The following is a 13,522-nucleotide window of genomic DNA, read 5'->3' on the forward strand; positions in this document are numbered from 1 at the left end:
TGCATCGCCAGAGCTTGCCGCGAGCTGCTCAGCCTATGTTCCCACCCGCCGTATCGGGATAGTGTTCGGACGCCCCATTGAGGCTTATACGCCCGCCATCCCTGTCTTTTTTGGGACGCGATCTTTGCGATCGTGTCAGTTTCAAGACAGGGAGGCTACAGGGCCGCGAAAGGCGGTCAATAGGACAGCTCTAATATAATTTGACTGTGGTATAGCCTGTGGGAATGGCCTGCGCGGCCAACATCCAATAACTCGCGGTTATGGCGCAGCCCCGGCTTGCTATGCGTGCCGTCGGCCAACTCCGATAGGGTCGGCAGGTGATCACCTCCAAGGGGCCCAGATGATACGACGTCGCGCATTCCTTCTGGGCTCCGCAGCCGCAGTCGCCCTGACCGGCAGCGGCTTCGTGCGCGGCCAAGTCGCAGCCGTCAACCGCGGGACGCGCACCTTGCGGCTGACGGGTGCGCGAGCACCGATCGAGATCCTCGATGATGAGATGGGGGTTCCCCACATCCGGGCGCAGTCGAAGCATGATGCTTTCTTTGGCCAAGGCTATCGCATCGCCTGCGACCGGCTGTTCCAGCTCGATCTGGCCAATCGGCGCGACCTGGGTCGCATGGCCGAGGCATTCGGTCCTGGGTTCGTCGCCGCTGACCGCGCGGCGCGGTTGTTCCACTATCGCGGCGACATTGACGCGGAACTGGCCGGGTTGCCCGCGGAGGTTCTGGACTGCGCCCGTGGCTATGTGGCCGGCATCAACGCCCGGATCGAGGAGCTGGAGCACGATCCAACCCTGGCGCCGCTGGAATATGCCATGTTCGGGATCAAGCCGATCCGCTGGGACGTGCGCGATATGATGCGCGCGCGGGGCGGCGGCATGGGTGACGCGGATGATGAGGTGCGACGCGCGCGGCTGCAGGCGCGGGGCCTGCTCGACTATGATCAGTTGCTGGACCCGCTGCGTCCCGCTTGGCAGTTTACCGTCCCGTCCGGGCTGGACTGCGCCGCTGTCAGTGACGCCGACCTCGGCTATCTCCTGGATATTGTCCGCCCCCTGCCCTTCGCCGACCTCAAGCTTCCCGAATTCGATCGCGATCTCGATCGGGTGGAACGCGCGGCGCAGGGCAGCAATGCCTGGACGATCGCCGGCGCACGGACCGCGAGCGGCCGCCCTATCCTTGCCAATGACCCGCATTTGGGGATCGGCAGCTGGAGCCCACGCCATATAAGCCACCTCACCGCACCCGGGCTGGACGTCATCGGCGGCGCCGCCCCCGGCCTTCCGGGCATCATGCAGGGTCACACCGATCGCTTCGCCTTCGGCCGGACCAATTTCCACATCGATCAGACCGATCTGTTCATCCTTCAGACCCATCCCGAGGACCCGGAACGTTACTGGCACCAGGGGACCTGGAAACGCTTCGAGGCGTTCCATGAAAAAATCACGGTCAAAGGCGCGCCAACCGAAAGCGTGACCCACCGCTATGCGCAGGGGCGGCCGATCATCTCGCAAGATCGCGCGCGGCATCGGGCGGTCGCCCTCGCCACCGTAGCGATGCTGCCTGGCGCCAACATGCCGTTCGCAATCCTCGCGATCAACCTGGCCCAGGATTGGGCTTCCCTGCGTGAGGCATTCAAGCTCCATGTCTCGCCGACCAATATCCATTATGCGGATGTGGACGGAAATACCGGCTGGCATGCCGTCGGCTTCACACCCCGGCGCCCTCGACATGACGGTCTCTTACCGGCGCCAGGGGACGGCAGTTTCGATTGGCAGGGCATTCTCAAGGTTGAAGAGATGCCGAACGTCTACAATCCCGAGCAGGGCTGGTTCGCCTCGGCCAATCAGATGAACTTGCCTGCCGACTATCCGTACAAGGAACGTGTGATCAGCTTCAGCTGGACCGATTCCTACCGGTATGATCGCGTGGCCGAAGTGCTGCGCGCCCAGCCCCGTCACCGGTTGGAGGACAGTATCGCGCTGCAGCACGATGTGCAGTCGCTGCCCGCTCGCGCGCTGGTGCGCCTGCTCCCTGCAACGCCGTCCGCGGCAGCCGCGCCCGCCGCAGCCCTATTGCGCCGTTGGAATTGCGGGATCGAAGCCGACAGCGCGGCAGCCTTGCTCTACGAAATGGTCATGCCCGAATTATCGGCCGCCTTCCGGCAGCTCGTCATACCCGCCGCCGCGCAGGATCTGATCCGTTCGGTCAACTTGTCCCAGATGCTGTCGCTGCTCGCCGCCCCGGATGCGCGGTTGGGCACAAATCCCATCGCGGCGCGCGATGCGCTGATCGATCGCGCCTTGGCGGCAGGATGGGACAAGGCGCTCAAGCTGGGCGGATCGAACCCGGCGCAATGGCGCTGGGGCGATCTGCATCGCGTGGCGATCGCCCACCCGCTGTCGATGCTGCCGCCGATCGCGGCGGCCTTTCCCAAGATCGACGGCGGACGATCGGGGGGCGACGGCACGACCGTGATGGCCCGGGGCGTCAGCCCGGCGCGAGGCTATAATGTGACGCACGGCGCCAGCTACCTCTTCGTCGCCGACGTCGGCGCATGGGACAATACGCGCTATCTGCTTCTGCCCGGCCAGTCCGCGGATCCGCGTTCGCCGCATTATCGGGATTTCTACAGCCCGTGGCTGGCCGGTGCGATGCGACCCTTATGGTTTAGCAAAGCAGCGGTGGACAAATACAGCGTGAGCCGGACTGTTGTGATTCCAGCAAGTTGAGGCCGATTGTGTGGGTCTTGGCGCGGTGACTGTCATCGTCCTGTCATGTCCTCCGACCAAGGGGGAACAGGCCGGGGGGCGACCAGGAGACGTCAATGGCCAGCAGTGCGCTCGCGACGGACAATTCCACCAGGGCGTCCGGCAAGCTTGAGCATAAGGTTCATCCCCTCGCGGCCAGCCTGTTCATGGCCGTGCTCGCCGCCGGCCTGCTGTTCGCCGGCTACAACATCTTCAATGACACCGCGCATTCGGGCCAGCCCCTTGCTATTGGCGCCTTCCTCTTTCTGGGGCTGGCGCTGATCATCGCGCTGGGTTTCGAATTCGTGAACGGCTTTCATGATACCGCCAATGCCGTGGCGACCGTCATCTATACGAACTCGCTCGCCCCGGTCGTGGCGGTGATCTGGTCGGGATGCTGGAACTTCATCGGCGTGATCGTGTCGACCGGCGCGGTCGCTTATTCGATCATCACGCTGCTACCGGTCGACCTGATCCTCCACGTCGGCAGCGCGGGCGGCTTCGCGATGATCTTCGCGCTTCTGCTGGCTGCGGTCATCTGGAACCTCGGCACCTGGTGGCTGGGCTTGCCGAACTCATCGAGCCACGCGCTGATCGGATCGATCCTGGGCGTAGGCCTTGCCAACCAGTTGCTCGCGAGTGGCGCCGGCGGCACCTCCGGCGTCGAATGGAGCCAGGCGGAAAGCGTATTGCTGACCCTGCTCGTCAGCCCCGTGATCGGCTTTGTCGGCGCGATGCTGCTGCTGTGGGGCATGAAGCGGGTCGTGCCCGATCCCGCTTTGTACAAGGAGCCTGCAGGTGAAACGCCGCCGCCGTGGCACATCCGTTCGCTGCTGATTTTCACCTGCACCGCCGTGTCCTTCGCCCATGGCGGCAATGACGGTCAGAAGGGCATGGGGCTGATCATGCTGATCCTCATCGGCGTGGCGCCGACGGCCTATGCGCTCAATCGCACGATGCCCGACAGCTCGACCCCGGCCTTCATCCAGGCGGTCCAGGGTGCGCAGACCATCTTCGCGCCGCGCGCGGAGGGCGTCGCACCGATGACGCCGCAGGTTGCCGCGGACACACTGACAACGGCATTGCGCACGCATCAGGCGGAACGGCCGCAAGTCTATGCCGCGCTCGACCGCGTGTCCGGCGACATCGTGCAGGAACTCAAAAATTATGGCGCGATCGCCCATGTTCCGGCGGCAGCGACGCCCAACCTGCGCAATCAGATGTATCTCGTCTACGATACGCTGCGCTTGCTGACGAAGGATGCCGAAAAAGCGAAGAACGACTTCCCCAATGGTGGCGACAAGACGCTCAAGACGTACGAGACGTTGCTGGAGAAGGGCACGCGCTTCATCCCGACCTGGGTCAAGATCTCGGTCGCCCTTGCCCTGGGCCTGGGGACGATGGTGGGATGGAAAAGAATCGTCGTCACCGTTGGCGAAAAGATCGGCAAGACCCACCTGACCTACGGCATGGGCGCCGCCGCCGAACTGATGGCGGCGAGCACGATCCTGCTCGCGCAGTTCAAGGGTATGCCCGTCTCCACGACGCACATCCTTTCGAGCGGCGTCGCCGGGGCGATGGCGGGCAATGGGTCGGGCGTGCAGGTCAGCACGGTGCGCAACATCGCACTGGCGTGGCTCACCACCCTGCCGGCAGCCATGGCGATTGCCGGCATACTTTACGTGATCTTCCTGCAGATCGCGAAGATGATCGCGGGCTGACCGCCTAGAGCTTGTCTTTCAGGGCCTTCAATGCCGCAAAGGGGCCGGCGTCTTCCTCCGGGAGGACGCCGGCTTCGCGCAACGCCGCATCGGCGTCGGGTGCACGCGGAAAAGGATCCAACGCCAAGGCCAGTGTCTGCGCGACGGCCTCGCCCAGATCGATCGCGCCGCCCTCGTAGAAAATCTCGTCGAGATCGCCCTCGTCCAGTTCCATTTCCTCCTCGGCCTCGCCGCCCGCAGGCGTCGGCACGAACCGCAGGGTGAAGGCCTCCGCTACGGCAGCCGGCACCGGACCGCCGCTCGCGACGCAAATCTGCACCACCTCTGCATGAAGACGGCCGGTCGCGATCACGATATCGCCATCCCGCACCAGATCCGCATCGGCTTCCAATCGGCCGATTTCCATCAGATCGAACCGCTGGGCCAGCGCAGCCCGCTCCGATTCGTCGGCGGCGAGTGTCAGGGACCGGGGCGTTCCACCAAGCTCATCGAGCCGCACCGGGCGGGAGAATTCAGGTGTCATGCGGGCCAACTCCCCTGGATCAAAGCCGTTGCCGGCGTCGCCGCCAGCTTTGCGCGCAGCGCGATTAAGCCTTCACGAACCACAGCCTTAGCAGCCAGATCAGGCGTCACACCCCGATAGATATTGCGCTGGATCGCCTCGTCCAGCTCGCCATCCTGCAAGGCCTGCCGCAACGCCCCCAGGCGACCACCCAGCGCCCCCATCATCCGGCCAATATGCTTTCCCACGACGATGTCGCCAATGCCACGCTCACGCAATTGGCCGTCCATATCCTCCACGAACAACTCGGTCAGATAAGCTAACGCGCTCCGCGCATGCTCGTCCGCCTCCGCTTCCAGCCGCAGCAGCACCAAGCTCAGAACCGCCGCCACCATATCGAAGCGGCCGTCCAGCGTGTCGGGAACGCTGCCCTCGCGATACCAGATCGGGCGGCGGGCTTCGGCGATGATTGCGCGGTAAAGTGGCGCCAGTTTTTCGCGCTCTGCGCGGCCGAACAGACGACGCCATAACCCGATCATTCACCGCATCTCCTTGCCCGCGACTTGCGGAGCCTGTTGGCGCCGCATATTGAGGCGACCGCGCGCGGTTGCAATCCCGACGCGTGAGACTGATCGCTCAGGCTGAGTTCAGCCACAGGCGGACAGGATCAGGGTTCGTCGGAAAGGGTTTTCGTACATGGCAGCATCGATCAAGCGCAGGGCGATCGCTGCGCTGGCCGTGGTGGCGCTCGGTGGCTGCGCCGAAGTGCGCGATCATAAGGGCTATGTGATCGACACCACGCTGATCAACAGCGTGCAGCCGGGGGTCGACAACAAGGACTCGGTCATGAAGACACTTGGCCGTCCGACCTTCGACAGCCAGTTCGACCAGGGAAATACCTGGTATTATCTGTCCCGCACGACCCGCCAGCTTGCTTTCAGTACCCCGCATCCCACCGAGCAGACGCTGCTTGCCGTGCGCTTCGCCTCCAATGGCGATGTCGCGTCGGTTCAGAAGACGGGTGTGGAAACGATCCGTGATGTGCCGATTTATGGCAAGAAGACGCCGGTTCTGGGCGCGCACCGCACCTTCTTCTCCGAACTGTTCGGCAACATCGCCGCTGGGTCCAGCGATCGGGCGAGCACGGCGGACAATCCTGGCGGCTGATCCGCCGGGCTCAGCGCTCCGCCACCTACAGCTTTATGCTGCTAATAGCCCTGGATCCCGGCGTCAGCCAGGATCCAGGGATCGTATCAGTGCGCGATTCCGGCTGCCGCCAGCACCGCCAACGTCATCAATTCGGATGCCGTGGCCGACATGGTGGCGATCTGAACCGGCTTTGCCATGCCGACCAGCATTGGCCCGATCACGGCATCGCCGTCGACCTCCCGCAGCAGCTTGGCCGAAATATTGGCGGATTGGAGCCCAGGCATGATCAGCACGTTGGCCGGCCCGGAGAGACGGCTGAACGGATAAGCTTTGCGCATATTCGGGTTCAGCGCGACGTCCGGTGCCATCTCGCCTTCGAATTCGAAGCCGGGATCCTTCTCGTCCAGCAACGCAACCGCGTCGCGGACATTGTCGATCCACTCCCCGGGCGGATTGCCGAAGGTGGAATAGGACAGAAACGCAACGCGCGGCTCATGTCCCATCCTACGCGCGACGGCGGCCGTATGCTCGGCAATCGCCACCAGTTCCTTCGGCGTCGGCCGTTCCGTGACCATCGTATCGGCCATGAAGACGGTGTGCTTCTTGCCGACGATAACGTGGATCCCGCAGGGACGACGGCCTTCGATCGGGTCGATCACACGACGCACCTGGCGGAGCGTCTTGCCATAAGTCCGGGTGATCCCGGTTATCATCGCGTCCGCCTCACCCAGCGCCAGCAGCAGGGCGCCGAAGATGTTGCGGTCCTGATTGACCATCGCCTCGACTTCGCGGCGCAGATAACCGCGCCGCTGCAGCCGCGCGTAGAGATATTCGACCATCTGCGGGACCAGCGGCGAGTGGCGGCTGTTGTGCAATTCGAAGCTGTCCGGATCCTCGACGCCGAGCGCACGGAGCTTGTCCGGAACCTCATCGCGGCCGACCAGCACGGGCGTACCATAGCCGCCGTCCCGGAAAGCGATGGCAGCGCGCAGCACTACCTCTTCCTCCGCTTCCGCAAACACCACCCGCTTGGGATTGGCCCGCGCATTGGCATGCGCCAGCGTCAGCACCGACGTGGCCGGGCTCAGGCGACCCTTCAGCTGCTCCCGATAGGCATCGAAATCGTCGATCTGCTTGCGCGCGACGCCGGTCCGCATCGCCGCCTCCGCCACCGCAGCTGGGATGATCTCCATCAGGCGCGGGTCGAACGGCGCGGGAATGATATAATCCGGGCCGAAACGCGGAGCATGGCCGCCGTAGGCGATCGCCACTTCTTCCGGCACCTGCTGTCGCGCAAGACTGGCCAGCGCTTCTGCGGCGGCGATCTTCATCTCTTCGTTGATCGCGGTGGCGCGCACATCCAGCGCCCCCCGGAAGATGAAGGGGAAACCCAGCACGTTATTGACCTGATTCGGATAGTCCGAACGTCCCGTCGCCACGATTGCGTCGGGACGCGCCGCCTTGGCTTCGGGTGGCGTGATCTCCGGGTCCGGATTCGCCATGGCGAAGATGATCGGCCGCTTGGCCATGGTCTTGACCATCTCCGGCTTCAACGCGCCTGCGGCTGAAAGGCCCAGGAACACGTCGGCGCCCTCGCAGGCTTCGGCCAGCGTGCGACGGTCCGTGGCCGCGGCATGGGCCGACTTCCACTGGTCCATCTGCTCGGTCCGGCCCTGATAGATTACGCCGGAGCGGTCGCACATCAGCACCTTGTCGGCGGAGACGCCCATCGCCTTGATCAGCTCGGTGCAGGCGATCGCCGCCGCCCCCGCGCCATTGACCACGACATTGATGTCCTTGAGTTCGCGCCCTGTCAGATAGCAGGCATTGATCAGCCCGGCCGCGGTGATGATCGCGGTGCCATGCTGGTCGTCATGCATGACGGGAATGTTCATGCGTTCGCGCAGCGTCTGCTCGATCACGAAGCATTCCGGCGCCTTGATATCCTCAAGGTTGATGCCGCCGAACGATGGCTCCAGCAGCGCGACCGCGTTGCAGAAGGCATCGACGTCTTCCGTCGCCAGCTCCAGATCGATCGAATCGACGTCGGCGAAACGCTTGAAGAGCACCGCCTTGCCTTCCATCACCGGCTTGGACGCCAGCGCGCCAAGGTTGCCGAGGCCCAGGATCGCGGTTCCGTTCGAAATCACCGCGACCAGGTTGCCCTTGGCGGTATAATCATAAGCCGCCTCCGGGTTCTCCGCGATCGCGCGCACCGGCACCGCGACACCGGGCGAGTAAGCCAGGCTGAGGTCCCGCTGCGTCGCCATCGGCTTGGATGCGACGATTTCGATCTTGCCCGGGCGGCCCGACGCATGAAAATCGAGCGCTTCGCGCTCTGAGAATTGGATGTTGCTGCCTTCCGACACTCTATTTCTCTCCGCTCCCGAACAGCCTCCACCTAACCAGCGTTTTCGCTGCCGTCACCCCATTGCGAAGTCTACATGCTACCGGCTAGTCGGCGCGCTCACCAGAATCACGAGGACACGCAATGTCAGATACGGTTGCAGCGGATCAGCTGCGCCTCTTCATCGAGCGGATCGAACGCCTGGAAGAAGAGAAAAAGGGCATGGCGGACGACATCCGCGACGTTTACGCCGAGGCAAAGAGCCAAGGTTACGATAGTAAGACGATGCGCGCGATCGTCCGCCTGCGCAAAATGGAAAAGCATGCTCGCGACGAAGCCGAGGCGCTGCTGGAAACCTACAAGGCCGCGCTCGGCCTGAATTGAGGTGCGGGCCGGCGCCACGCCGGGCCTGAGTTGATGCCGGAGGTGCCGCGCGCTAGAGGTGCGGCCCCTCCCTCCACTCGAGAAAAGAAGAAGCGGGCGCCATGGCCGGCCATAGCAAATTCAAAAATATCATGCACCGCAAGGGTGCGCAGGATAAGAAGCGCGCTGCGCTTTTCTCCAAGCTTTCGCGCGAAATCACGGTTGCGGCCCGCTCCGGCCTGCCCGATCCGAACATGAATGCGCGTCTGCGTGCCGCGGTGATCACGGCGCGCAAGGAAGGCTTGCCGAAGGACAATATCGACCGCTCGATCAACAAGGCGGCAGGCGGTGACGCCGATGACTATTAAGAAATCCGCTACGAGGGCTTCGGTCCGGGTGGGGTTTCGCTGATCGTCGAGACGTTGACGGACAACCGCAATCGCACGGCCACCAACGTACGGCTGGGCTTCTCCAAGAATGGCGGCAACCTGGGCGCGCCCGGTTCGGTCAGCCATGCGTTCGATCGGCTTGGCCTGATCAGCTATCCGGCCACCGCGGGGGACGCCGAAAAGGTGTTTGAAGCGGCGCTGGAAGCAGGCGCCGAGGATGTCGAAAGCAGTGAAGACGGTCATTCCATCTGGACCGCGCTCGACAGCCTGCATGAAGTGGCCAAGGCGCTCGAACCGGTGCTTGGCGAGGCCGAAGGCGTGAAGCTCGCCTGGCGTCCGCAGACCCAGGTTGCGGTCGACGAGGCACAGGCGGCAACGCTGCTGAAGCTGATCGACGCGCTGGACGACGATGACGACGTGCAGACCGTCTGGGGCAATTACGACATTTCCGACGAGATCATGGAGAAGCTGGGCTGATCCTGATCGGCCTGGATCCCGGCCTTGGCACAACCGGCTGGGGCGTGATCCGGGCGGAGGGCAATCGTCTCAGCCACATTGCCAACGGCCACGTCCGAACGGGGAGCGCGATGCCACTGCCCGCGCGTCTTGCCGCACTGCATGACGGGCTTCATGATCTGTTTGCCCTTCATCGTCCGCAGGCGGCGGCGGTGGAAGAGGTGTTCGTGAACATGAACCCGCAGTCCACGCTGAAGCTTGGCCAGGCCCGCGGCGTCGTCCTGCTTGCCGCCGCACGCCATGGGCTGGATGTCGGCGAATATGCCCCCAGCCTCGTGAAGAAAGCGGTGGTGGGCACCGGCGGGGCCGAAAAGGCGCAGGTCCACGCAATGGTGGCACGGCTTCTGCCTGGCGTGAAGATTGCCGGGGCGGATGCTGCCGACGCACTGGCCGTGGCAATCACCCATGCCCACCATCTGGCGAGCGCCAGGCGGCTGGGCTAGAAGCCTCTCTCAATGATCGCCCGCCTCTCCGGAATATTGGCTGAGATTGCCGCCGATCATGCGGTGATCGACGTGAACGGCGTCGGCTATCTCGCTTATGCATCGAGCCGGACCCTGTCCGCGATCGGCGCCACGGGGGGCACGGTGCTGCTGCTCACGGAAATGCAGGTGCGCGAGGATGCGATCACACTGTTCGGGTTCGGCTCCGCTGCCGAGCGTGACTGGTTCCGCCTGCTCACCAGTGTTCAGGGCGTCGGCGGCCGGGTCGCGCTCGCCATTCTTTCGGTGCTCGACACGAACGATCTGTCCCGGGCAATCGCGAGCGGCGACAAGGCGATGATCGCCCGGGCCAATGGGGTCGGCCCCAAGCTTGCCCAGCGAATTGCGATGGAGTTGAGGGACAAAGCCGGCGGCGTCGCGCTGGGTGTGGCGGGAACGGCGCCCGCGCCATCCGGAAGCGCCCAGGCAGACGCGCTTTCGGCTTTGGCCAACCTGGGCTTCCGGCCAGCCGAGGCGTCGGCGGCGGTCGCTGCTGCCAGCGAGGAGCTGGGGCCAACGGCAACGCTCGACGCCCTTGTCCGTCTCGCTCTCCGCAAGGCCTCGCGCTAACCCCTTCCCCGCGCTCGCGATCAACCTAGATCGGCGTAAGCAGCGGCTTGCCGGCGAAAAAGGCCGCAAGATTGTCGAGTACCAGCTTCCCCATGGCAGCGCGCGTTTCCCGCGTGGCGCTTCCCTGGTGCGGCACCAAGGCGACATTCTCCAGCCGCAGCAGCGCTTCGGGAACATTCGGCTCATGCGCGAACACGTCCAGCCCGGCCGCGCCCAATCGCCCGTCGGTGAGAGCGGCGATCATCGCAGGCTCGTCGACGACCGAGCCACGCGCGATGTTGATCAGCGTCCCGTCCGGTCCGAGCGCCTCGATCACGGCATGGCTTACCAACCCCGCGGTGCCCGGGCCGCCCGAGACGGCGACGATCAACACGTCAGCCCACTCCGCCAGCGCCAGCGGACTGTCCCGATAGATATACTCCTTACCTTCGGCGCGGGGCTGGCGAGAATAATAGCCGATCTCCGTGGCAAAGGGCTGCGCGCGCCGCGCAATGGCTTGGCCGATCCGGCCGAGCCCGAGGATGCCGATCCGGCGTCCGCTCGCCCGCCGTGCCAGCGCTGGCGGACCTTCCAACGGCCAGCGCCCCTCCCGTACGAACAGATCCTGCTGCGGCAGCCGCCGCGCGACCGAGATCATAAGGCCGATGGCAAGATCCGCCACGTCGTCGGTCAGCACGTCCGGCGTGTTGGTGATGGCAATGCCCCGCGCGCGCGCCGTCTCAACGTCCACCTTGTCATAGCCGACCACGCTCAGCGCGATCATCTTGAGATCGGGTGCGGCCTCCATCATCGCGGCATCGACGCCATTACCGCTGCTGACCGCCGCGACGATTCCCGGTGCCGGCTGTGACCGGAGATCATAATGCTCCCCGATATGATGCAGCCCGAACAAGTCCGGCTGCTCGACCAGCATCAGCAAAGGCGGTTTGGGCATGGGCAATCCTGTCGCTATGGCGGAGAGGCGAACCTCTATCATGAGCGCGTAACGCGTGAAGGGGGGTAAGCGGGTGCACTGCCGCCGCCCGCCCCGCTTCCACCGCCGCCGAACAGGCTCTATGCCGATCGCATGAGCGAGCCCGAACGATTGATCGATCCTGCCCGCGCGCCCGACGATGCGGACGCGGCGCTGCGCCCGCGCACGCTCGAGGATTTCGTGGGCCAGAAAGCGGCGCGCGACAATTTACGGGTCTTCATCCAGGCCGCCAAAGCCCGCGGCGAAGCATTGGATCATGTGCTGTTTTTCGGCCCTCCCGGGCTCGGCAAGACCACGCTGGCGCAGATCGTCGCGCGCGAATTGGGCGTCGGGTTTCGCGCAACGTCCGGCCCCGTCATCGCCAAGGCCGGCGATCTGGCGGCTCTGCTCACCAATCTGGAAGAAGGCGATGTCCTTTTCATCGACGAGATCCATCGGCTCGCGCCGGCGGTGGAGGAGATCCTCTATCCGGCGATGGAGGATCGGGCGCTCGACATCATGATCGGCGAAGGCCCCTCCGCGCGCAGCGTGCGGATTGATCTGCCGCGCTTCACGCTGGTCGGCGCCACCACGCGCCAGGGTCTGCTGACGACACCGTTGCGCGACCGTTTCGGCATTCCGATCCGGCTCAATTTCTATACAACCGAGGAGCTGGAGCAGGTCGTCCGCCGCGCGGCCCGGCTGCTTGGGTTCGCCATGGCGCCGGACGGGGCCGCGGCAGTGGCGCGCCGCTCGCGCGGCACGCCCCGCATCGCCGGTCGCCTGCTGCGGCGCGTGCGCGATTTCGCGCATGCGGCTGGCCACGATGTGGTCGACGCCAGGGATGCCGATGCCGCCCTCAATCGGCTGGAAGTCGACGCGCTCGGGCTCGACGCAATGGATCGCCGCTATCTCACGATGATCGCCGATCTCTATCATGGCGGCCCCGTGGGCGTCGAAACGCTGGCGGCCGGCCTGTCGGAGCCGCGCGACACGATCGAGGAAGTGATCGAGCCCTATCTGATCCAGCTTGGCCTATTGGCGCGGACCGCGCGCGGACGCTGCCTGAACGGCCGCGCCTGGACCCATCTGGGGCTTACGCCGCCCGCCACGGCGGGTCAGGCCGGGTTGTTCGACGGCTGACGCATCGGCAGATGATCGATTTCCGCCTCCATCCCGCGATCGACCCGGCAGCCTTGCGGGCGCAGTTCGCGGAAACCGGGATCGTCCAGATCGACCCGTTTCTTCCTGATGCGCTGGTTCGGGGGTTGGCCGAGAACCTTTCGAACCGGCGCGACTGGAAGTGGATCTTCAACAATGGCGAGAAGGTCTACGAACTGCCGCGTCAGGGATCGGACGCGCTGACGGCCGAGCAGGAGGCGCGATTGCGGGGCGCGATCGTCGCGCAGGCCCGCGACGATTTCCAATTCTGCTTCGAATCGGTGCGCGTTCCCGACGCGCGCCACGCACGCGATCGATCGGATACGCTGCACGCCTTCGCCGAGTTCATGTGCGGCGCTACCGTTATGGAGTTGATCCGTCACGTCACCGATGTCGCGGCGGTCAGCTTCGCCGATGCCCAGGCCACCCTCTACCGCCCGGGCGATTTTCTCACCGCGCATGATGATGTCGTGCCGGGTAAGCAGCGCCACGCCGCTTACGTCATGGGGCTGACCGAACATTGGCGCGCCGAATGGGGCGGCTTGCTGCTGTTCCATGACGAACACGGAGATGTTCGCCGCGGCTTCACCCCGCGGGCCAATGTACTGACCTTATTCTCGG

12 protein-coding genes and 1 pseudogene are annotated in these 13,522 nt (G+C 64.8%); 9 read left to right on the top strand and 4 right to left on the bottom strand.

What is annotated here, in order from left to right:
- Nucleotides 1-340 precede the first annotated feature (340 nt).
- Both ACOJSI_RS04085 and ACOJSI_RS04090 read left to right on the top strand, forming a co-directional pair.
- Nucleotides 341-2,731 (top strand): penicillin acylase family protein, encoded by a 2,391-nt coding sequence (locus ACOJSI_RS04085; protein ID WP_420136988.1) that lies wholly within the window; start codon nt 341-343, stop codon nt 2,729-2,731.
- 95 nt (nt 2,732-2,826) lie between these two features.
- On the top strand, nt 2,827-4,470 hold the full coding sequence (locus ACOJSI_RS04090) for an inorganic phosphate transporter (protein ID WP_420136989.1): 1,644 nt from the start codon (nt 2,827-2,829) through the stop codon (nt 4,468-4,470).
- A gap of 4 nt (nt 4,471-4,474) precedes the next feature.
- Here the strand turns inward: ACOJSI_RS04090 and ACOJSI_RS04095 are convergent, their stop codons facing one another.
- Together ACOJSI_RS04095 and ACOJSI_RS04100 are read right to left on the bottom strand one after the other, a co-directional pair.
- Complete coding sequence (locus tag ACOJSI_RS04095; protein WP_420136990.1) at nt 4,475-4,993, bottom strand: YceD family protein; 519 nt, start codon at nt 4,991-4,993, stop codon at nt 4,475-4,477.
- Complete coding sequence (locus tag ACOJSI_RS04100; protein WP_420136991.1) at nt 4,990-5,511, bottom strand: ubiquinol-cytochrome C chaperone family protein; 522 nt, start codon at nt 5,509-5,511, stop codon at nt 4,990-4,992. The genes ACOJSI_RS04095 and ACOJSI_RS04100 overlap by 4 nt, the downstream gene beginning before the upstream one ends.
- Before the next feature lie 157 nt (nt 5,512-5,668).
- Between ACOJSI_RS04100 and ACOJSI_RS04105 the strand changes: the two genes are divergently transcribed.
- On the top strand, nt 5,669-6,139 hold the full coding sequence (locus tag ACOJSI_RS04105; RefSeq protein WP_420136992.1) for an outer membrane protein assembly factor BamE: 471 nt from the start codon (nt 5,669-5,671) through the stop codon (nt 6,137-6,139).
- A gap of 86 nt (nt 6,140-6,225) precedes the next feature.
- Here ACOJSI_RS04105 and ACOJSI_RS04110 read toward each other — a convergent pair whose 3' ends face one another.
- The gene (locus ACOJSI_RS04110) at nt 6,226-8,490 is read right to left on the bottom strand and encodes an NADP-dependent malic enzyme (protein ID WP_420136993.1); all 2,265 of its coding nucleotides are present in this window, start codon (nt 8,488-8,490) and stop codon (nt 6,226-6,228) included.
- Between the two features lie 122 nt (nt 8,491-8,612).
- On the opposite strand from ACOJSI_RS04110, the gene ACOJSI_RS04115 reads away from it, so the two are divergent.
- From ACOJSI_RS04115 to ruvA, 4 genes and pseudogenes are all read left to right on the top strand, one after another.
- Nucleotides 8,613-8,852: a DUF2312 domain-containing protein gene (locus ACOJSI_RS04115; protein WP_420136994.1), complete on the top strand. Its 240-nt coding sequence runs from the start codon at nt 8,613-8,615 to the stop codon at nt 8,850-8,852.
- A gap of 101 nt (nt 8,853-8,953) precedes the next feature.
- Nucleotides 8,954-9,697 (top strand): annotated as a pseudogene (locus ACOJSI_RS04120) (YebC/PmpR family DNA-binding transcriptional regulator).
- On the top strand, nt 9,694-10,179 hold the full coding sequence (ruvC, locus tag ACOJSI_RS04125; protein WP_420136999.1) for a crossover junction endodeoxyribonuclease RuvC: 486 nt from the start codon (nt 9,694-9,696) through the stop codon (nt 10,177-10,179). The pseudogene ACOJSI_RS04120 and the gene ruvC overlap by 4 nt, the downstream one beginning before the upstream one ends.
- A 12-nt stretch (nt 10,180-10,191) precedes the next feature.
- Complete coding sequence (gene ruvA, locus ACOJSI_RS04130) at nt 10,192-10,788, top strand: Holliday junction branch migration protein RuvA (RefSeq protein ID WP_420136995.1); 597 nt, start codon at nt 10,192-10,194, stop codon at nt 10,786-10,788.
- 25 nt (nt 10,789-10,813) lie between these two features.
- Here ruvA and ACOJSI_RS04135 read toward each other — a convergent pair whose 3' ends face one another.
- A complete protein-coding gene (locus tag ACOJSI_RS04135) occupies nt 10,814-11,722 on the bottom strand; it encodes a 2-hydroxyacid dehydrogenase (RefSeq protein ID WP_420136996.1) in 909 nt (302 codons plus the stop codon).
- 132 nt (nt 11,723-11,854) lie between these two features.
- On the opposite strand from ACOJSI_RS04135, the gene ruvB reads away from it, so the two are divergent.
- Nucleotides 11,855-12,883, top strand: a complete 1,029-nt coding sequence (gene ruvB, locus ACOJSI_RS04140; protein WP_420136997.1) for a Holliday junction branch migration DNA helicase RuvB — start codon at nt 11,855-11,857, stop codon at nt 12,881-12,883.
- 11 nt (nt 12,884-12,894) lie between these two features.
- A partial coding sequence (locus ACOJSI_RS04145) for a 2OG-Fe(II) oxygenase (protein WP_420136998.1) occupies nt 12,895-13,522 on the top strand: 628 nt, incomplete at its 3' end.

This window comes from Sphingomonas sp., from assembly GCF_048595155.1.
Classification (GTDB): Bacteria; Pseudomonadota; Alphaproteobacteria; order Sphingomonadales; family Sphingomonadaceae; genus Sphingomonas_I.

Excerpts from the sequence above, each read along its gene's own strand:
- ACOJSI_RS04085 (WP_420136988.1), top strand. The coding sequence starts at position 341 with ATGATACGACGTCGCGCATTCCTTCTGGGCTCCGCAGCCGCAGTCGCC.
- ACOJSI_RS04090 (WP_420136989.1), top strand. The coding sequence starts at position 2,827 with ATGGCCAGCAGTGCGCTCGCGACGGACAATTCCACCAGGGCGTCCGGC.
- ACOJSI_RS04095 (WP_420136990.1), bottom strand. The coding sequence starts at position 4,993 with ATGACACCTGAATTCTCCCGCCCGGTGCGGCTCGATGAGCTTGGTGGA.
- ACOJSI_RS04100 (WP_420136991.1), bottom strand. The coding sequence starts at position 5,511 with ATGATCGGGTTATGGCGTCGTCTGTTCGGCCGCGCAGAGCGCGAAAAA.
- ACOJSI_RS04105 (WP_420136992.1), top strand. The coding sequence starts at position 5,669 with ATGGCAGCATCGATCAAGCGCAGGGCGATCGCTGCGCTGGCCGTGGTG.
- ACOJSI_RS04115 (WP_420136994.1), top strand. The coding sequence starts at position 8,613 with ATGTCAGATACGGTTGCAGCGGATCAGCTGCGCCTCTTCATCGAGCGG.
- ruvA (WP_420136995.1), top strand. The coding sequence starts at position 10,192 with ATGATCGCCCGCCTCTCCGGAATATTGGCTGAGATTGCCGCCGATCAT.
- ACOJSI_RS04135 (WP_420136996.1), bottom strand. The coding sequence starts at position 11,722 with ATGCCCAAACCGCCTTTGCTGATGCTGGTCGAGCAGCCGGACTTGTTC.
- ruvB (WP_420136997.1), top strand. The coding sequence starts at position 11,855 with ATGAGCGAGCCCGAACGATTGATCGATCCTGCCCGCGCGCCCGACGAT.